The sequence below is a fragment of the Vibrio tetraodonis genome (genome assembly GCF_003350295.1).
Lineage (GTDB): Bacteria > Pseudomonadota > Gammaproteobacteria > Enterobacterales > Vibrionaceae > Vibrio > Vibrio tetraodonis.
The window spans coordinates 1-17955 of sequence record NZ_QLYY01000028.1; the positions used below are offsets into that span (position 1 = coordinate 1).

General features: G+C 40.7%; 20 protein-coding genes and 1 pseudogene. 7 read left to right on the forward strand and 14 right to left on the reverse strand.

Annotated elements, in window-relative coordinates:
- The 4 genes from DPF90_RS19005 to DPF90_RS19020 form a co-directional block, all read right to left on the reverse strand.
- A partial coding sequence (locus DPF90_RS19005; RefSeq protein ID WP_205395164.1) for a transposase domain-containing protein occupies positions 1 to 216 on the reverse strand: 216 nt, incomplete at its 3' end.
- A 131-nt stretch (positions 217 to 347) separates the two neighbouring features.
- Positions 348 to 530, reverse strand: coding sequence for a hypothetical protein (locus DPF90_RS19010; protein WP_114787881.1), 183 nt, complete (start codon positions 528 to 530; stop codon positions 348 to 350).
- 295 nt (positions 531 to 825) lie between these two features.
- Positions 826 to 1068, reverse strand: coding sequence for a hypothetical protein (locus DPF90_RS19015; protein ID WP_114787882.1), 243 nt, complete (start codon positions 1066 to 1068; stop codon positions 826 to 828).
- 17 nt (positions 1069 to 1085) lie between these two features.
- Complete coding sequence (locus DPF90_RS19020; RefSeq protein WP_114787883.1) at positions 1086 to 1718, reverse strand: alternative oxidase; 633 nt, start codon at positions 1716 to 1718, stop codon at positions 1086 to 1088.
- Between the two features lie 395 nt (positions 1719 to 2113).
- Between DPF90_RS19020 and DPF90_RS19025 the strand changes: the two genes are divergently transcribed.
- Together DPF90_RS19025 and DPF90_RS19030 are read left to right on the forward strand one after the other, a co-directional pair.
- On the forward strand, positions 2114 to 2566 hold the full coding sequence (locus tag DPF90_RS19025) for a hypothetical protein (protein WP_114787884.1): 453 nt from the start codon (positions 2114 to 2116) through the stop codon (positions 2564 to 2566).
- A gap of 65 nt (positions 2567 to 2631) precedes the next feature.
- On the forward strand, positions 2632 to 2913 hold the full coding sequence (locus DPF90_RS19030; RefSeq protein WP_162814064.1) for a hypothetical protein: 282 nt from the start codon (positions 2632 to 2634) through the stop codon (positions 2911 to 2913).
- 189 nt (positions 2914 to 3102) lie between these two features.
- Here the strand turns inward: DPF90_RS19030 and DPF90_RS20570 are convergent, their stop codons facing one another.
- The gene (locus tag DPF90_RS20570) at positions 3103 to 3261 is read right to left on the reverse strand and encodes a VOC family protein (protein ID WP_338062882.1); all 159 of its coding nucleotides are present in this window, start codon (positions 3259 to 3261) and stop codon (positions 3103 to 3105) included.
- A gap of 451 nt (positions 3262 to 3712) precedes the next feature.
- Between DPF90_RS20570 and DPF90_RS19035 the strand changes: the two genes are divergently transcribed.
- Complete coding sequence (locus DPF90_RS19035; protein ID WP_114787886.1) at positions 3713 to 4720, forward strand: LD-carboxypeptidase; 1008 nt, start codon at positions 3713 to 3715, stop codon at positions 4718 to 4720.
- Between the two features lie 42 nt (positions 4721 to 4762).
- Here DPF90_RS19035 and DPF90_RS19040 read toward each other — a convergent pair.
- Positions 4763 to 5062: pseudogene (locus tag DPF90_RS19040) on the reverse strand (IS5/IS1182 family transposase); the annotation flags it as partial.
- Between the two features lie 521 nt (positions 5063 to 5583).
- Between DPF90_RS19040 and DPF90_RS19045 the strand changes: the two are divergent.
- On the forward strand, positions 5584 to 6204 hold the full coding sequence (locus DPF90_RS19045; RefSeq protein WP_114787887.1) for a dioxygenase family protein: 621 nt from the start codon (positions 5584 to 5586) through the stop codon (positions 6202 to 6204).
- Positions 6205 to 6657: 453 nt separating this feature from the next.
- A complete protein-coding gene (locus DPF90_RS19050) occupies positions 6658 to 7758 on the forward strand; it encodes an endonuclease/exonuclease/phosphatase family protein (protein ID WP_162814065.1) in 1101 nt (366 codons plus the stop codon).
- Between the two features lie 221 nt (positions 7759 to 7979).
- On the opposite strand, the gene lafA is transcribed toward DPF90_RS19050, so the two are convergent.
- From lafA to DPF90_RS19090, 8 genes are all read right to left on the reverse strand, one after another.
- On the reverse strand, positions 7980 to 8807 hold the full coding sequence (gene lafA, locus DPF90_RS19055; protein ID WP_114787889.1) for a lateral flagellin LafA: 828 nt from the start codon (positions 8805 to 8807) through the stop codon (positions 7980 to 7982).
- A gap of 244 nt (positions 8808 to 9051) precedes the next feature.
- Positions 9052 to 11112, reverse strand: a complete 2061-nt coding sequence (locus tag DPF90_RS19060) for a flagellar biosynthesis protein FlhA (protein WP_240314545.1) — start codon at positions 11110 to 11112, stop codon at positions 9052 to 9054.
- Positions 11113 to 11143: 31 nt separating this feature from the next.
- On the reverse strand, positions 11144 to 12271 hold the full coding sequence (gene flhB / locus DPF90_RS19065; RefSeq protein ID WP_114787890.1) for a flagellar biosynthesis protein FlhB: 1128 nt from the start codon (positions 12269 to 12271) through the stop codon (positions 11144 to 11146).
- Positions 12268 to 13044, reverse strand: coding sequence for a flagellar biosynthetic protein FliR (gene fliR, locus DPF90_RS19070; protein ID WP_114787891.1), 777 nt, complete (start codon positions 13042 to 13044; stop codon positions 12268 to 12270). The genes flhB and fliR overlap by 4 nt, the downstream gene beginning before the upstream one ends.
- Positions 13044 to 13313 carry a flagellar biosynthesis protein FliQ gene (gene fliQ / locus DPF90_RS19075; RefSeq protein ID WP_114787892.1) on the reverse strand — a complete coding sequence of 90 codons (270 nt, stop codon included), beginning with the start codon at positions 13311 to 13313 and terminating at the stop codon, positions 13044 to 13046. Before fliQ ends, fliR begins: the two co-directional genes overlap by 1 nt.
- Before the next feature lie 12 nt (positions 13314 to 13325).
- Positions 13326 to 14084, reverse strand: coding sequence for a flagellar type III secretion system pore protein FliP (fliP, locus tag DPF90_RS19080; RefSeq protein ID WP_114787893.1), 759 nt, complete (start codon positions 14082 to 14084; stop codon positions 13326 to 13328).
- A gap of 14 nt (positions 14085 to 14098) precedes the next feature.
- The gene (fliN, locus tag DPF90_RS19085; RefSeq protein WP_114787894.1) at positions 14099 to 14467 is read right to left on the reverse strand and encodes a flagellar motor switch protein FliN; all 369 of its coding nucleotides are present in this window, start codon (positions 14465 to 14467) and stop codon (positions 14099 to 14101) included.
- A 2-nt stretch (positions 14468 to 14469) separates the two neighbouring features.
- On the reverse strand, positions 14470 to 15282 hold the full coding sequence (locus DPF90_RS19090) for a FliM/FliN family flagellar motor switch protein (RefSeq protein WP_114787895.1): 813 nt from the start codon (positions 15280 to 15282) through the stop codon (positions 14470 to 14472).
- A 414-nt stretch (positions 15283 to 15696) separates the two neighbouring features.
- Here DPF90_RS19090 and DPF90_RS19095 point away from each other — a divergent pair, with 414 nt between their 5' ends.
- The gene (locus DPF90_RS19095) at positions 15697 to 16608 is read left to right on the forward strand and encodes a MotY family protein (RefSeq protein WP_114787896.1); all 912 of its coding nucleotides are present in this window, start codon (positions 15697 to 15699) and stop codon (positions 16606 to 16608) included.
- Between the two features lie 2 nt (positions 16609 to 16610).
- The gene (locus DPF90_RS19100; RefSeq protein ID WP_114787897.1) at positions 16611 to 17942 is read left to right on the forward strand and encodes a sigma-54 dependent transcriptional regulator; all 1332 of its coding nucleotides are present in this window, start codon (positions 16611 to 16613) and stop codon (positions 17940 to 17942) included.
- Positions 17943 to 17955 lie beyond the last annotated feature (13 nt).

Sequence of the window (17955 nt, forward strand, 5' to 3'; positions counted from 1 at the left end):
GCAAACCTCTTTAATGGATTTATTTCTCTGCAATCCCATCCAAATGACGAGCCATACGGCTTGTTGGGCTGGTAGCCGACGCCTTCTGATACTCGCTTTAGATGTTTCATAGAGAGCTTGCTCTATCCATTCAAGTTGAATGGCATTAATTACAGACTCATAATTTTTGCCATCTTCAATAGTATCATGAGCTAGAACTAACTCTTCAGCCAACATAGAAAAATCCCCACTAACAAAGTTAGTGGGGATTATCATACGATCCCAGGATCGTTCAAGTCTCTAAACCGATCGGCATTAGACGATGTGTGTCAGGCCTTAAACATATAAAGTATAATGGCAGTCAGTGACTAAAAACTATATTTGGCTATCTCAGGTGGCATACTCATCACATCCGAAGCCGTGTTATCAAAGTCGTCTTTGCTTGATGGAGCAAGCCTGACTTTGTCATCAATCATATTGAACTTAAGGTTACTTGTTCCAACTAGAACCAGTTCATAATTATATTCTCGAGAGTCCCCTTCATCTCCCATTGCTGTATATGCTTTAAAATCAATGACTTAATGGGTACGATGGTAGTCATGATAAAAAACTGAATGATGATTGAAGTAAATCGATAGCAGTAAGTCTATGGTAACGTTTAGTGAGCTTGGAGTAATAGTAATCATGTTTTTCCATTTATTGTTATTTATTAGGGTGTTTATCTATCTGGATAGTTTGTTTTTGGTAATGAAAGGGTGTCTACAACACCGACTTCATGCTTGAATGCGCTCTCGTGATGATGACAATCGGCTTGCTCATTTTTGTTTTCCCCATTTGTAGTACTGTTTATGAAAATAGCTTTTTAGCTAAGGCAGATAACCATGATGCACACCTACTTGGTTTACGAGCTTGCATCCTTAGCGAGCTTATTGGCTCAGGGGGTTGAGCGGTGCAGTGCTGCCAATTTTTTTCAATACTCTGAGCCGGTATAGAGGCATAGAAAAGTTCTCCTTTTTCTATCATCAAGTGTGAAATACCCACTGAAAGTCCAAATTCAGCTTCATCAATATGGTGATTGTTTATTGTCATACTGCCTCCAATACTGTTTAGCTTTGATGTTCTGGAAGGTCTTGAAATTTGTAGGCATCAGCAATGTCATGGTTCTTATCTCTATGTTTGGCCTCATCTTGGCGGATGCACTCCAATACATCTAACAACATTGCATTTTCACCCAACTGGTAATAGCGAGCAGCGACCTCTGGAGCGGGGGAGTTTTCAACTGTGCCATCCAATACCTTTTCGATAAATTCGCTGTAGCTGTTACAGGCTTCTTCTTCGAAATAACCAACGATACGGTGTGCGGTTTTTGAAGAGAGAAGGTAAATGACGCCGTACACTAAAACGAAGAAGAACTGTATCAACATCACTAACGCACGTTCTAAGATTGAAGGCTTAGTAATGCGTAAAAATATCATCAAATGCATGCGCTCGTTGTCGGCTTCGTCAAGTAGCTCTTTTATCCAACCACCATCGTCTTTCATTCTGCGTAGTGCTTTGAGGTGATTAAATACACCAGCGACCATACCGGGTACGGCTGCAATGGTTTCAAGTAACATAGCCCGTCGAGCATACTTACCGCCGTAGAAAAGGTTTAATGTCTTTTTAAGCAGCTTGGTTACCAGCAACGCAATCTTTTCTGAAATACTATTAGGTTGGTAATGTTTATGTTCAAATTTCATAGCAAAGTCTCCTATTCTGATAGTTAACTTACATATTTCATGCCATGTTCTAAATCTATGTATATAATGGTTTTCCTTACAAATTAAGTGTCATTATGACTATTTTAATTAGTGTCTTTATGACTTCAAGTGTCTATTTGACTCTTGTTGGGAGGTTGTAGAATAGTCATTAATGATTTTGGGTCGAGTGTTAGAATAACTGGCCTAAGCAAATTGTGAGATGAAGTTAGGTCTTGGGTAGAAAATAAGATCAAATAAGTTTCTAGCGAATAATGTCAGGGTTTCACCTGATTAAATCGTATCCGGTTAAGTGCTAGTTTCACTGGGAACTAAGGGTTCACCACCAAGATAAACTCTTTATTAGTAACGATTGCTAAACATAATGAGGCCGTATTATGAGTTGGTTTCCATCTACACACTTATTTCATCGATCTTGCCAATATAATTTGTCCGACCAATTAACAGATCCTGTTGAGGACACAGTGAAACTCACCAGAAACAGCTCGTTTAGTGATCTTGATGGGGCCAACGATCCTGATCCTGCTGTCATTTCGGATAAATTCTGGCTCAGTCGTGACGGCGTTAGGATCGTAAAATCAGCTTGCGAAAAGGCCTTTGAAGATCTAGGGAAAGAAAAAGAGGTGGGGTTTAAGAGCAGAGCCTTGAGTATGTTTAAACCATCACAAGCTGAGAAGCAAAGGCAAGATAAGGAATTGGAGACCAAAAAAGATGCAGTCAATCAGCATTTGATTAGTTATGCTGCCCGTAAATGGGATTTGTATCTTGCAGAGCTTTCCCCCAATTGGCACGCAAATATGCATCTGAAGATAGGAAACGTTCAGTATTAGGTGAAGTGTCCACTTGGTTAAATGTAAGCTCGGGGGCTGGTAAAAGTGCGCTAGAGAGTGCTACCATGACAGAGTTGGGTCAATATAACTTGACTGATATTACATTGAGTTTTGAATTTAAAGACTTGCGCAAGAATGTAAGAAATTCTTTAACTCAAAAGCAGTTTATCGCTATACATCGTGAGTTGAATAGCATAGTTGATGAATATTGTAAGAAAATTAATATCTCTGTCAATGGAAAGCTACTTACTTGCTCATCGGTAGATGAAATATTTAATCAAGCAAAGACAGAGCTTGAGGCAGAAATTTCAAAAGAGAACATACTGGCCTTAGCCCAAAGTAGGTAAATACTCCTATTTTTTTTCATATTGGCATGATAAGTAGTTTTAAGTCTTTTAGATTGTTCAAAGTTAACCACGATCATTAGTTGCAGTGATTATTGATTGGAGAAGTATGTATGACTTCGGAGCGATAGCGAAAAAGCGCCACGTGGAAAGTAGCGCTGGGTGTTTTTGGTCGAGAGTGTCTAAAGGGCTTTAACCGATATCAGTATGACCTTCGTCAAATCTAAAATGATCGAAGCGTTGAACGGGTGTGCCTTTAAGCAGTGAGCAATAGTATTTAGATGCCTCATCAATATCCTCAACGACTATATTGATGTGACCAAGTTTTTTATTGCCATTATTGTTTCCTATTTAAGTGTAATATGTTGACAAGATTAAATTTATGATAAGTTTTTTTTAAATTTTAATATAAAGTTAAATCATTATTACGTCATGCAATAAAATATAATAAAAGATCTAATTAAGCAAAGTTAAATAGTGAAAATAAAACCATGAACATTGCTCTATATAAATGACTTTTACTACTCTAAATATCAGGTGTTTACCTGAGTTATTGTTCACTATTGATGTGGTAATTTGATGGTTTTCTTTTATTCCTATTAAATTAATAAAAACAATGATTAAGCTAGATTCTGGGGTGCACTAGACCTGTATTGATGTTCCCTTACTACTAAGATTGTGGCTAGTAAGCGTACTAAGTGATTAATTGGCAATTAATGACAGAAAGTTTATAACATTATAAATAATAGATTTGTAAAGAATTAAATAAAACATATAGTATAAATAGTAACGAGGTTTGTAAGTGTATAGAGTAATTTTAGTATTATTAGTTTTTTTTATTGGCTCATCCCCTTCATTTTCTGCCGATTACAAAAAAGTAGCTTTAGTCTCAGTGTCGTCTAAATATAATGTCCAAAAAGTAGATAAAATTAAAGAATCATTGACGGAGTGTCATTACCAAGTTTCTACAAAGTACTTAAATCAATTTGTCTCAGATTTTGGTTATGTTGGCAGTGACAGATCGAGAGCAAAACATTTAATCGATGCCTTACTCGATGATGATATTGATGTGGTTTGGTTTGTTTTAGGTGGAGGGGGGGCAATGAATCTTCTCCCATATTTAGAGCAAGCACATAGCCAATTAGTCAAAGCAAAACCCAAAATAATTGTTGGTTTTAGTGACGTGACTGCGATCCATAACTATTTGAATGAGAAATTGGGTTGGAATTCGTTGCACGGTGTTGTGGCAATGCTTAATGCAAATGTGCTGGACACACAGGTCGATCCCTCTGGTGACTCAAAGCCTCGTATTAATGACATGGAACCTATACCAAACATTGATCGCATTCACACCGACGGTATTTACTATGATCAAATATTGCCGATGAACCAAGCTGCAGAAATGACACCCGTGGAAGGCGTATTGGTTGGTGGTAATCATACACTTGTTGCAGCAACGATTGGCACTCGATTTTCGCCAGATTTTAATGGAAAAGTTCTGTTTCTAGAGGATGTAGGTGTGTCTTATCGCCAGCTTGATAGGTCGCTTCAACAGTTGCTCTTTTTGAATGATTTCAATGTCAGCGGTATCGTGTTCGGTCAGTATTATCCTTTAGAAGCCGATGATGCCAACAGGCTCATATATAAAACCGTGATTGCTGAATTCGCTAAAAAATTCAACAAGCCAGTTTATTATTATCCAGCTATTGGTCATGGTAGAGAAAATCATCCTTTAATCTTAGGATCAGGGGTTTCGTTACAATGTGATGATGGTAATGAATACTGCGCTCTAGAGCAGAAAATAAATTGACCTAATTCTAGGGCGTGTTGATCTTTGCTGTACATTTAGTATTCAGTAATATATCGGTAGCCACATTAACATTAATGCCAGCGATAACATGCTGGCATTATTCCTTTCTAGCTTGTCGTATCTAACTAAAATAGCAAGATAATGCTTAATTCTCGCAAAGGCATTTCCAACCAGGTGACGATACTTGTACAGGCACCAATCCATACTGGCTTTGTCTATATCTTACCCGTAATGGCGTTTAGCTATTACCGTTTCTCCGCCATGTTCCTTAACAAACGTACGAAAAGGTTCGCTGTCATATCCTTTATCACAAACTATGGTATTAACGGCATCGAGCTGTTCAAAAAATACTCACGAAAGATCAATATGCCCTAGTTTTCTTAAAGTTTATTTTCATTTGGTCCCTGCTATTTTCATTGGTTGTTAAAAAAGAAATAACCTAGTGAGTTATTATTCATTTTTCAACTTTGAAATAGCATTTCAGTGCAACAAGACAAATAATACGACAAATCCTACATATGCAACTCAACAACAGGAAGCAATATCTTGAATCTCTATTTTTTAATAAATCTCCTTGCGAAACATATCATTTCTTCAAAATTTTCAAGTTATCGACTGGTTTTTTTATTTAGAAAAATTTCAATAATTCAATTGGATATTCGTTATTTAGAATAGCAGAATTACATAATATTCGTTTATTAAATCTTTTTTACTGAACTATTTTCTCATCTTCAATGTCAGATTTCTGTAATGGTGCACGTGATGTCTTGTGTTTGATCTGAACTACACTTCTTGTTGTATACCCATTCGTTTTATAACTACCCAAATAAGTTTTGGTATTGAAGTAAGGAAAATGCCGTATCATGAAATCTGTAAGCCGAAGATGCATAGTTAAAGGGCTCGCAGCATTAACTGCGCTGCCTATGTATTCACGAAGTGCTGTATCTGCAATGTTTACCCCCAGTGCCACAGAGGGACCGTTTTACCCTCCATCATCCATGCGATTCCCAGACATCGATAACGACTTGGTCAAAGTGTCGAACGCAGTAAAAGAAGCTGGCGGTGAGATCATTCATCTGAGTGGAAAAATACTGTCGAAAGATGGGCGGCCACTGGCGGGGCACAGAATCGAAATATGGCAATGTGATGTGAGTGGCAAGTACTTACATACCGGTGATGATAGAGATGTAAAGTATGATACAGGGTTTCAAGGATTTGGGCACGACATTACCGATGCCGACGGGAACTACCATTTCCGAACCATAAAACCCACGGTATACCCAGGAAGAACACCCCATATTCATGTAAAAGTATTTGATCAGAAACGCGAGTTACTGACAACACAATTCTATATTTCTGGTGATGATCGCAATAAGTCTGATGGTCTTTATCGCCGTATGTCGAAACAAGAAGCCGATAGCGTTTCTATGGTATTTAACCAAAACAACGACAGAGTTGAAACTCGCGTTGATGTCGTAGTGTGATAGGTGAAATACGGTTCTATACCCAAGTGGTCTCGAGATACTTGGGTATAATAATTTTTATTACAATTAACCCTATCCGGCACGTAAATCATAGAAATAAAATAATCAATCATCCATTTAAATTCATTTCCTCAGACATTACCTGAACCAAGATCTACTATTGATAATTATATTAACAAAAATCTATTTTAAGTAGAAGTCTATTCTTTCAGTTGCTTCTAACCTCTAGTATCGAATTGGGCAATCCAAGTTATATTAGCTTTCCCAGTCCTCTTTGATGTAAATAGAATAAAACTGGAATATATCCATCTTGGAAAGCCTATTCAATTTATTTTAATTGTGGAGCTTAGATTTTCTATGAAAAATACAAATAATTGTTGGTATTTATTATTTACATTACTGTTCTTTTTTAGCGCTTCAACATACGCTGATTTACGTGTGGTGTCATTCAATATGAACGGGAGAACAGAGAAAATTCCAGACTTCAAAAAATTCTTAAGTGGCGAGGAGGTAGTTGTTCTACAGGAGGTTAATGACATTCAGAAGACTCGTGACCAATACTCTGACTACCCTTATGTATATACAACAACCAATTCAACAACGGCATCATCCTTTAACGTTAAAACAGCCAGCATCATGATTTTGTCTAAAGTCCCTTTTAAGTCGACCTACAGTGAACTGATACAAACGGATCCAGCAATGGATAAATGGGAACGCAATGCTCAGCATGTCGTCCTGAATATCGGCGACGGCAACACTTTAAATTTGTTCCACTATCACAATACGTTTAATTTTCATAAGAATGGCAGCCAATGGGAGCGAACCGGAATGCGCAAGTTTGCTGCTTGGGTGAAAAACAGGCTCAATACTTCGGACTTTTCGAGTACAAGAAACGTGATTCTTGCAGGTGATTTTAATGTGTATCGCCATCATGCCGAACAGGAGCTTCCATCTTTAGAGTGTAAGAATGAATGGGTTGATTACGTCTGTTCTTCGATTCAGGTTTTAGCTCAAGGTAACTATGATTCAGGAGAGCCGATTTCTGATCACAAAGCAGTATGGGCAACATTAGATACAACCATAAATATTCCCAATGCAATAGGACCTAAAGTTCGTATTTTCAATAAGTATCAAGGAGAATATCTATACGCAGCCGACTTTTCACCTTTTGATGCCGATCGTCGCCGTGTATTCACCTGGATTCTGGGCACACCTGTCACAAGTGGAGAATGGCGGTTAGAAGATATCGGGAATGGAACGGTCCGCCTATTTAACATTCATCAACAGGAATACCTCTACGCCGCTGACTTCGCACCTTATGATCAAGACAGAAGACGAGTATTCACATGGCGACCAGGTCATGCACCCGTTCAAGGTCAATGGAAAATTGAAAACATAGCCAATGGTGAGGTACGTATTTTAAACACCCATCAAAATGAATACTTGTACGCTGCTGATTTCCAACCTTTCGATAGAGACCGACGCAGAGTGTTTACGTGGCGTCCCGGTACACCAGTGAACCAAGGCGCTTGGATCATTGAATACATAAATTAGGGGCTGTTGACCTTGCGCCGCGATTAAAAGGCATAGAACTTGGACAAAATTTAACTATGAAGGGTCAACAGACCCTAAAGAGATTAATCTTTTCAGCAATAAGATTGAAAAAAGCCCTCAAGCATAGCTTGAGGGCAAAGTTACCTGAGGCATTCAACGGGTATGATAGAATGCGGAGTAACAAGTTTACGGAGTAAATATTAGAAGGGTATGGATGTCTATTAACGAAGTAGAGACATTGCCATTCCAGGTAGCTGATTAGTTTGAGAAAGTACTGTTGTACCTGCTTGCATCAGCATCTGGTTCTTCGTCATGTTAGAAGACTCAACAGCAAAGTCTGCATCAGTAATACGACCTTTCGCCGCTGCTGTGTTTTCAGAGATATTTGCTAGGTTGTTAATTGTGTGCTCAAGGCGGTTGATATTGGCACCTAGTGATGAACGCACAGTGTTGATTTGGTCGAATAAACCATCAACAGTGGCGATTTGAGCGTTAGAGTCAGCATTAGAAGTAAGGTCACCAGTTGAAGTAAAGTCGATGCCGCCTAGTGCAGCAGATACATCAACGGTGAGCTTCTCACTACCCGATGCGCCGATTTGGAAATCAATTGCTCCAGCGAGTTTACCACCAGTTAGTAGCTTTTGACCTGCGCCGTAGGTCGTTTCTCCCATAATACGTACAGCTTCTTTTTCAAGCTCTTGGTACTCTGCGTTTAGTGCAGCAAGCTCAGTGGTACCGTTTGTGCCGTTCGCACCTTGAGTTGCAAGATCTTTCATGCGGTATGCAATGTTAGTCAACTCTTCTAGAGCACCATCTGCAGTTTGAAGCATAGAAATGGCATCTTGAGAGTTACGCATAGCAACAGACATACCACGAGTTTGCGCTTCAAGTTTGTTAGCGATAGTTAGGCCAGCTGCATCGTCAGATGCAGAGTTAATACGCATACCTGTACTTAGGCGCTCCATCGCAGTTGTCAATAGGTCGTTTGTGCTGCTTAGCGTGTTTTGCGTAACAAGTGATGCGTAGTTAGTGTGCATTGATAAAGCCATCTTGGTCTCCTTGGTTGGTAACAATACTCAGATGTTGGCTTCAGGATTTCCCCTGGTCACTAACAAGAGGCGGACGCTGCTTGTTTGAAATTAATAAAAAATTTAACTTTCGATTAAAATTGATGATTATTAGACGTTTTTAGTGATATTCATTCCATTAACTGGCCTGTTTGGACCAATTAATGGAGATTGAGATTCGATAGATTAGCTCGATTACCCTAAGTTTCCGACAATATTAATTTGCTTAGTTTCGGGAATTTCGTTGTAAGATAAAACAGCTAAACCTGCTGAAAAAGTACGAGCATATCTGGCAAGTAATGGGCGAAGCTGCGGCATGACAAGTAAAATAGGTGCTAGCCCTTGCTTGTTTAAGCTGCTGCTTAATCAAAGGCAAGTTTTGCTGAAATTGCCCAAGAATATTGGGCTCTACCGGAAAGCTATCTAGATTCACACTACCATTAGACTGTGCTTGCTGGAGCGACGTCATCAGCATCTGTTCTAATTCATCAGATAAGGTGTAGACTTTTAGCTCATCGTTGTTTCCGGCGATGAGACTAACCAAAGTTCGCCTTAATGCACAGCGAACATCGGCAGCCAGTAATATTGGGTCCTTTGTCTTTTCTGATGACTCAAGCATAGTGTTGGCTATGGTTCTAATGTCTTGCAGAGGCACTTGGTCAAGCAGTAACTGACGAAATACTTTTAGCTGCTGAGCTGGATTTAATGCTGCCCCTAAAGCTTCAGCTAGTTTGGGGGCTTGTTGGGTGAGCCTTTGTATCATGGCATCAACATCGTCGTGATTAAATAGCTCTGAGAGATGAGTTTTAATGACTTTACTTATATGAGTTGCGATGACGGTTGCATCATCAACGACTTGATAACCCATATTTAGTGCTTTGGCTTTATCACTGTTCTCTATCCACACCGCAGGTAGTTGATAGGCGGGATCGCTGCCAAGAATTCCATCCACTTCACCATAGGTTTCTCCAACGGCAATCGCCATTAAGCGTTGAGGCTCAATCAAACCATGTTCAATCACTTCTCCATTTAGGGCTATCGTGTATTGATTTGGCTTAAGGCTTAGATTGTCACGGATACGAACTTCAGGCAGTAAAAAGCCAACTTGCTCTGAAAGGTTACGTCTCACACCTCTTATTCTTTGGGTGAGTGGTGCGCCTTGCTCTTTGTTAACTAAGTGAACCAAACGATAGCCAAGCGAGAGAGAAAGTGTGTGTACGTGCGGAATATCCTCCCAACTCAGCGGTGTTTCGTCTTGCTGCATCGCTTGGGTCATGACTTCAACTTGCTCAAGCTCGGGATCGTAAAAAGCAGTTTTGTTTTGTCGCCAACCTGCAAAAGCTAATGCCGCCGCGAAGCTAAAGAAAGCAAGGTGCGGCATGCCTGGTACCATGCCAATAATCAGCATTACTGCCGCGACCGTAAACAGGGTTTTAGGAGAGGCTAGCAATTGTTTTTGCATAGTGTCTGATAGCGCGTTATCACTATCGTTAATGCGAGTCACTATGATTGCAGCAGCGGTTGCAAGCAACAGCGAGGGAATTTGCGCGACCAGTCCGTCACCAATCGTCAGTAGAGCGTAGGTTTTAAAAGCCTCAGAGGCGGCAAGCCCATGCTCAAAAACCCCAATACTGATACCGCCAATAATATTGATGAACAAGATCAATAGACCAGCAACGGCGTCACCCCTTACAAATTTAGATGCACCGTCCATAGAACCATGAAAATCGGCTTCATTGGCGACTTCTTGTCGGCGCCGACGAGCGCCTTGTTGATCAATCAGTCCTGCATTGAGATCCGCATCTATCGCCATTTGTTTGCCAGGTAAGGCATCAAGCGTAAAGCGGGCCGACACTTCTGAAATGCGCTCTCCCCCCTTGGTAATAACAACAAAGTTAATGATCATCAAAATGACAAAAATAACCATACCCACCACGTAATTACCGCCAATGACGACTTCACCAAAAGCCTGAATGACCTTACCAGCAGCATCACCGCCATTATGACCTTCCAGCAATACCACACGAGTAGACGCAACGTTGAGGGTGAGCCTGAGTAGCGTAGCGATAAGCAAAATAGTTGGGAAAATTGAAAAGTCTAACGGTCGCTTAGCTGTCGTGCTTACTAGTAAAACCAAAATGGCGAGCACTATGTTAAAGGTAAATAGTGCATCAAGTAACAATGGTGGAAGGGGGAGGATAACCATCGCCAATATCATGAGTAAGACCAGCGGTATACCGACATAGCCTTTGGTGGAGTTTTGTATCTGTGCTATCCGATTGAGCATGAGCGGGTGTCCTTGGGTTAATAACGGATGATTAATGTTGTAAGTGCTTAGGAATTGCTAAATGAGGTAAAGGCATTGGCTTTTCACCTTTGCCAGTTTTGAATGCTTTTAGTTGCATCACGTAAGTAAGAATATGAGCAATAGCGACGTATAACTGACTTGGTATCGCTTGTTCTATCGCTGTGGTGTGGTAAATGGCACGGGTCAGGGGCGGAGTATTGATGATTTCAACCTGGTTATCGCGCGCAACCCTTTGAATGTGCAATGCTGTTTCATCGATACCTTTTGCTACAACGAAGGGCGCATCTGAGCGGCTTAAATCATATTTGATCGCAACAGCATAATGAGTAGGGTTAGTGATCACGACATCAGCATCTGGCACCATTTTATTAATCTTACGGCGAGCAAATTGCTGTTGAATTTGACGGATGCGCTGCTTGACTTCAGGTCGACCTTCGTTGTTTTTAAACTCTTCTTTTAGTTCTTGTTTTGTCATTTTGAGCTCTTTCCCATGCTCCCACTTTTGGTAAGGAATATCGAACACACCAAATATGAGAAGAGCGAGTCCCATCAGTAATAGGCCGTCGAACAAGATTTGCATGACATTTATGACTCCTTGTGTAAGAGGCAGTCTTTGCATACCTAGCAGAGGTTGAAGGTGATTGCTCAAATAGGCATAAAGAATGGAGAAAATAACCAAAACTTTAATAAATGACTTGATAAGCTCAACCAAGGAACGGCTCGAAAACATTCTTTTGATACCCGTAACAGGGTTCAACTTACTCAGTTTTGGTAGCGTATTGGCCATTCGAAACATCCAGCCCCCAAGCACCATAGTGCTGGCTAATGTCACTAAAATAATGACGACAAACAAGGGTAGGAGCAAAGTAATGATCACGCCGAGGCTATGTCCAAGTTGCTCGATCATTTGCATTGGATTTTCTAGATCTTGCCTTGTCAGGGACATATTAAAACGAAAGATCCCGGCGATATTGTTCCAGATAACGGAGACTTGACTATCAAAGTACACAGCAACCACCAGAAATAGCGCGGCGGTCGTAAACTCTTTCGCTCTAGGAACTTGGCCTTGTTCACGCGCTTTTTTAATCTTTTGTGGTGAGGCTTTTTCCGTTTTATCTTGAGAAGAAGATTCGCTCATCCGCCCCCCGTCATATATTGGTTTAGGAATCTCAGCGTATCGTTGACTAATATGGTGTAACGACTTGGCACGCCAGAAATTGAAATTAAGACGCTGAACAAACCCAACAGCATAGTCATAGGAAAACCGAGAGCATAGACGTTAAGGGAAGGCGCGGCTCTGTTCATGACGCCGAAGCTGATGTTTGCCAGTAACATGGAAACAATCGCAGGGAGAGCGAGTGCGAGTGCTGAAGCAAACATCCACCCAAAAATGTTGATCACCCCTTTGAGTGAGGCAGAGGTTAGCCCAGAGCCGACGGGCCATAAGGTGAAACTCTGGATAAGAACATCAATAACAATAAGGTGCCCTTCTAGAGACAGAAACAACAAGGTACTGAAGATCAGAAATAAACGACCGAGAATGGCGACCGACATACCGTTAACAGGATCGTTCATAATGGCCATGCCCAGCCCCATTTGCATTGAAATAGTTTGGCCTAGAGTGGTGAAAATACTAAAGAGTAAATGGAGAATTAGACCAAAGAACAGGCCCCAAATTGCTTGCTCAAAAGCCAAATAAAGCGATGTGAATGAAAAAAGGTCAACTGCAGGCATTGCAGGCATTAGAGGGGCTGCAACCACCACAATCGATAGCGCTAATAGGCTGCGAACCCAGACAGGTATCAAAGCATCACCAAAGAAGGGCATTGAGATAAACACTGTACCCACTCGAAAGAATGGCCACCAAAATTGGCCAATCATGCGTGAAATGTCTGCAAAGGTAATATCCATTAGCCGATCATTCCTGGAATGTTATGGAACAAGTAATCAAATAGCTCCATGATTTTTCTGAGCATCCAGTGACCTGCGAATATCACCATAAGCAGAGTGACAAGCAAGCGTGGTAAAAAGCTCAGGGTTTGCTCGTTGATTTGTGTGGCAGCCTGAAAAATAGCAATACCCAGTCCGACAATCAGCCCAGGTAAAACTAATACCGCAACCATTAAGATGATTAACCATACTGCGTTGGAGAACAGAGTAACCGTCATTTCTGGTGTCATGATATCTCCTTGCTATCCAAAACTGGCCGATAGGGTACCCACTGTCATGGCCCATCCGTCGACTAAGACAAAAACAACCAGTTTAAAGGGTAAAGAAATAATCAGTGGTGACAGCATCATCATCCCCATCGCCATTAGAACGCTCGCCACAACCAGATCTATGATTAAGAAAGGAATAAACAGCATGAAGCCAATTTGGAACGCAGTTTTGAGTTCACTAATCACAAAGGCTGGAAGAATGATAGCCAGTGAAATGTCCTCAACTTGTGAGTCTAAGGGCTCATTAGCGATGCGCATCATTTGCTCTAACGAGTTTTGCTGAGTTTGAGCCAGCATGAAGTGTCTAACGGGCTTTTCTGCTATCGAAAAGGCTTCTACTAAAGTGATGTCACCTTTATCGTACGGTTGGAAAGCATTTTGGTAGATATCGGTCCAAACAGGTCGCATGATCAGCAAAGAAAGTGCCAGAGCAATACCCACCAACACCCTATTGGGAGGACTCTGCTGTAGGCCAAGTGCCTGACGAAGAATGGCCAGTACGACGATTATGCGCGTGAAGCTGGTGGCCATAAGAATAAAAGCAGGCAGAAAACTTAGCGCAGTCATCAAAAGCAGAATTTGCAATTTAACGCTGTATTCTTGCTGTGATGTACCATCTGTAACAGAGAGGATGGTTAAGCCAGATTCACTGGCAGCACAAGGGAAACCAATGAAGAGAATTAACCAACCAATACGCGCTATCCACCTCATCAAAGAAGAAGATTTAGTCATTTTTGTCTTAGCCTTTACTGAATCGCAGAGGCAAGAGCTGAATCGACAACATCAATAAGTCTTAGGCCATATTTTTCGTTGACCACCACCACTTCAGCATGTCCCATTAATGAACCATTGACTTTGACATCAAGCGGTTCTCCATTGAGTTTATCAAGTTCAATAACGCTTCCTGAGCCTGCTTTCATCAGCTCGCCAAGAGCAATATCTTTACTGGCGACCTCTAATGTGACGGTAACAGGGATGTTTTTGAAAAAACTTAAGTCACGTTCTGGAGTGTGAGAGGTGAAATCTAAGTCTTCGTTAGGTGTTTCCTCTAGTTGAAAATCGTCGAAGTCTAATTCATCGGTATTAAAAGCTGGGATATCCGTTGACTCGCTCATTACTAAGATTCCTTATCATGGTTAAGAATTAAAACTAGTTGACCGTCATTGTCTGCGACTGTGCCATTGAATAAATGCTGCTGCCCAATACTGACAGGAACCGAGGAGAGTAACTCTACGGGCAATATATCCTTGGGCTTTAGTGATAACAGTTCACTAAGGAGCATGCGTTTTTGACACAGTAAAGCGTTGAGTTTGACTGGTGTGGACTCGAGAGATTGGCAAAAAGGAAGATACATGGATTCCTTAGGTTGTAAATCTAACTCTTGAGTTAGCGTATCGACGAGTGCTTCATCTAGCTTGATATGGATGTTACCTTGGTGATCGTCGAAGTTGATGCTGATAGAGGCATACAGCCCCGTTCCTTGAGCTGGTTCAAATTCACACCGAGTCCACATTTTCTGCGGTGCCAACCAAGTCGCGATAATGGTCCCGACTTTTTCTTGAAGGCGCAGATCGCTGTTACTAAGCTCACTACAGCTTCGCTCTAATTTCGTAGCATAAAAACTATCGGCAAATTTAATTAAGGTTGGAGTATCAATAGAGGTGAAAATCTTACCGCCAGACTGATGACTAAATGTACTTATTACGGATTTGTTCATTTCATCCACTGAGAAGGTGTGAAGTGAAACAATATTTATATTACATTTGATGTTATATGATTTTAACCAGTTCTGAAGTTCATAGGTTAAAATATTGCATGAGCTTGATATTAGATAATCCAGCTTATCTCGAATTATGTGAATTGACTTTCCTAGAGACTCAACACCTAGGGTTTGAAAGTCTGGAATAGATATTTTTCTGAGAGGTTCCATTTATATTTTACCATTTCATGACAAATCGCTTATATAATTTTCTACCTTAATTTATTGCATTATTCATAGATTTTTTTGTTGCAAATAAGTCTTGTTTATTAAATTTGTGACTTTACTCCATATGTTGATTTGAATTCCTAATTCACATCTTTTCATTAAAAATAAAACAGGTTAGTTTGCAATACATGCAAATGATGAATGTCTTATTTTGAAACCTGATGCATATAAATTTCTTGTATTCAATTGGTTTTAAATGATTTTTACTGATTTGTTACATAATTGGCGGCATCGATTGAAAAATGTTTAAGCTATTGAGCTTATTGGTTAAATATTATGACTCTTACAGTCGCCCATACTAAATAATACCCATAAAAATAAATGCATCAATAATAAGTTGGTTCTAAAAGAATAGTTATGAATATCAAAGTCAAAAAAAAATATTTATTTCTTATTATTTTCTACTTCTCATCTGCTTTGGCAAACTTTGAGCAAAAAATACCAATGGATGAAGTCAAATGGATTTATCGTGGAAGTAGCTTAAAGTGTAGTTTAATTTTCAATAGCCTTTCTTATGGGAAGTTTTCTTTCCGGTCAGAGGAAATAGGTAAGACCAATTTAAAAGTTAATTTGGAAGGCAATAATCACCATTTTAAATATGGTGAATTATATAGTGCTCCTGAACCATGGAGTGAAAATAATAGTTTTAGGGGGATTGGCCACCATGTGCCTATTATGGATGGTAAGTTGATATTCAATCAAGATATAAACCTTCTTTTAGATAAGATAAAGCAAGGTAATTGGATCAAACTCAGCTTCAGCGGAAAACAAGTTTCTGAACTTCAATCTCTACTACTTCCAACTACCCATATTCAAAAGCCACTTGCACAGTTTCAGCGGTGCTTATCTCGCCTCCCTCATATGTCTTATGTGACCGCAAGAGACCTTACTTTCTCTTTTCCTGCAGGAGAGCATCGCCTTGATAATACTCAGCAAAAGACCTTATATGCCTATACTACCTATCTTGATGCAGACGATAGTGTTTCCCGTATTCTTATCGATGGGTACAGCGACAATATTGGTTCCGACTTAAACAACTTGTCTCTATCTGAACGAAGAGCAAATGCAATCGCTGATGTTCTTTCGAGCTACGGCATTTCGAAAAAAAAGATACAAATACGGTCACATGGTTCTCGTTATCCGGTGTCGAATAATGATACGGCCGAAGGACAGGCGAAGAATCGGCGTGTGACCGTCAGGTTAGTTCGCAGTGATGAAAAAATAGTACCTCAAAATACTCAAACAATTAACGACATGGAAGAGGCTTAAAAATGACAAGCACAAGTATTTTGTTAGTTGAGCCCAAGGATGAACTTGCCCAATCGATCATAAAAGTACTCGAGCCGTCTGGATACAGAGTGACTCATGTTCGGACAGGGCGCAGTGCATTACTTGAACCCAGCACTGCCATTACCTTGGTGAGTTCCAATTTGCCTGATATGTGTGTACGTGAATTTGTCCACTGTCACAATAAAAAGGCCGAAGTTGGTGTCGCCATTGCAATTGTCGAGCAAAACCAAGGGTTACTTGCGGCAGAAACCATGAAAGCGGGTGCGACTGATTATTTATTACGACCGTTTGAAAGTTGCCAGCTACTCAGTTTACTTCGCCGCATTGAAGTGGTCGGTAAACCGATAGCAAACCTTGTTGCTGAATCTTGGCGCAGTAAGCAAGTTCTTCAACTAGCCCACAGAGCCGCATGCACCAAAGCCAGTGTTCTCATCACCGGGGAGTCTGGCACGGGAAAAGAAGTTCTTGCGAGATATGTTCACCAGCACTCACCTCGGGCAGACGGTCCTTTTGTCGCGGTCAATTGTGCCGCTATTCCAGAGTCTATGCTTGAGGCGGTGCTTTTTGGACACGTTAAAGGAGCCTTCACCGGGGCTACTCAGTCGCAAAGCGGCAAGTTTGAAGAGGCTGAGCAGGGCACTATTTTTCTTGATGAAATAGGTGAGATGTCACCATCTGTACAAGCTAAATTACTGCGTGTACTTCAAGAGCGCGAAGTAGAGCGTGTTGGTAGCCACAAAGCGGTTAAGCTTGATATTAGAGTCATTGCTGCAACCAACAAAGATTTGCGCGAGGAGGTAAAAAATGGTCAGTTTCGTGAAGATCTCTATTATCGTTTAGATGTCTTACCTCTACATTGGCCTCCGCTTCGAGAACGAAGCGAAGACATCTTGCCTATCAGCCAATTCTTTATCAATAAATATCAGGATGGTAGTCGATGCCACCTCTCCCATGATGCCAGAACGGCTTTATGTCAATACAACTGGCCAGGCAATATTCGTGAACTAGAAAACGTTATTCAACGTGCACTTGTTATGCGCCATGGTGATTACATTACTGCTCAGGACCTTATGTTACCAATGGAGTTACTTTCCTCTACACAGGAAACGGCACCTTCACAAAGCATGGGGCATGTCGAAATCAAAAAGCAGGCAGAGTTCCAGTACATCCTTGAACAACTGCGTCATTTTGGCGGAAACCGCACCAAAACAGCAAATGCCCTTGGTGTTACCACGCGCGCATTACGATATAAACTAGCCGCAATGCGTGAACAAGGCATTGATTTACAGTCAGCCATAGGCTCGGCTGCTTAAAGGAGAAAAATTA

Excerpts from the sequence above, each read along its gene's own strand:
- fliQ (WP_114787892.1), bottom strand. The coding sequence starts at position 13,313 with ATGACACCAGAAATGACGGTTACTCTGTTCTCCAACGCAGTATGGTTA.
- fliR (WP_114787891.1), bottom strand. The coding sequence starts at position 13,044 with ATGGATATTACCTTTGCAGACATTTCACGCATGATTGGCCAATTTTGG.
- DPF90_RS19045 (WP_114787887.1), top strand. The coding sequence starts at position 5,584 with ATGAAATCTGTAAGCCGAAGATGCATAGTTAAAGGGCTCGCAGCATTA.
- lafA (WP_114787889.1), bottom strand. The coding sequence starts at position 8,807 with ATGGCTTTATCAATGCACACTAACTACGCATCACTTGTTACGCAAAAC.
- DPF90_RS19050 (WP_162814065.1), top strand. The coding sequence starts at position 6,658 with ATGAACGGGAGAACAGAGAAAATTCCAGACTTCAAAAAATTCTTAAGT.
- DPF90_RS19095 (WP_114787896.1), top strand. The coding sequence starts at position 15,697 with ATGAATATCAAAGTCAAAAAAAAATATTTATTTCTTATTATTTTCTAC.
- DPF90_RS19090 (WP_114787895.1), bottom strand. The coding sequence starts at position 15,282 with ATGGAACCTCTCAGAAAAATATCTATTCCAGACTTTCAAACCCTAGGT.
- DPF90_RS19010 (WP_114787881.1), bottom strand. The coding sequence starts at position 530 with ATGGGAGATGAAGGGGACTCTCGAGAATATAATTATGAACTGGTTCTA.
- DPF90_RS19025 (WP_114787884.1), top strand. The coding sequence starts at position 2,114 with ATGAGTTGGTTTCCATCTACACACTTATTTCATCGATCTTGCCAATAT.
- DPF90_RS19030 (WP_162814064.1), top strand. The coding sequence starts at position 2,632 with ATGACAGAGTTGGGTCAATATAACTTGACTGATATTACATTGAGTTTT.
- flhB (WP_114787890.1), bottom strand. The coding sequence starts at position 12,271 with ATGAGCGAATCTTCTTCTCAAGATAAAACGGAAAAAGCCTCACCACAA.
- DPF90_RS19015 (WP_114787882.1), bottom strand. The coding sequence starts at position 1,068 with ATGACAATAAACAATCACCATATTGATGAAGCTGAATTTGGACTTTCA.
- DPF90_RS19060 (WP_240314545.1), bottom strand. The coding sequence starts at position 11,112 with ATGCTCAATCGGATAGCACAGATACAAAACTCCACCAAAGGCTATGTC.
- DPF90_RS19100 (WP_114787897.1), top strand. The coding sequence starts at position 16,611 with ATGACAAGCACAAGTATTTTGTTAGTTGAGCCCAAGGATGAACTTGCC.
- fliP (WP_114787893.1), bottom strand. The coding sequence starts at position 14,084 with ATGACTAAATCTTCTTCTTTGATGAGGTGGATAGCGCGTATTGGTTGG.
- DPF90_RS19020 (WP_114787883.1), bottom strand. The coding sequence starts at position 1,718 with ATGAAATTTGAACATAAACATTACCAACCTAATAGTATTTCAGAAAAG.
- fliN (WP_114787894.1), bottom strand. The coding sequence starts at position 14,467 with ATGAGCGAGTCAACGGATATCCCAGCTTTTAATACCGATGAATTAGAC.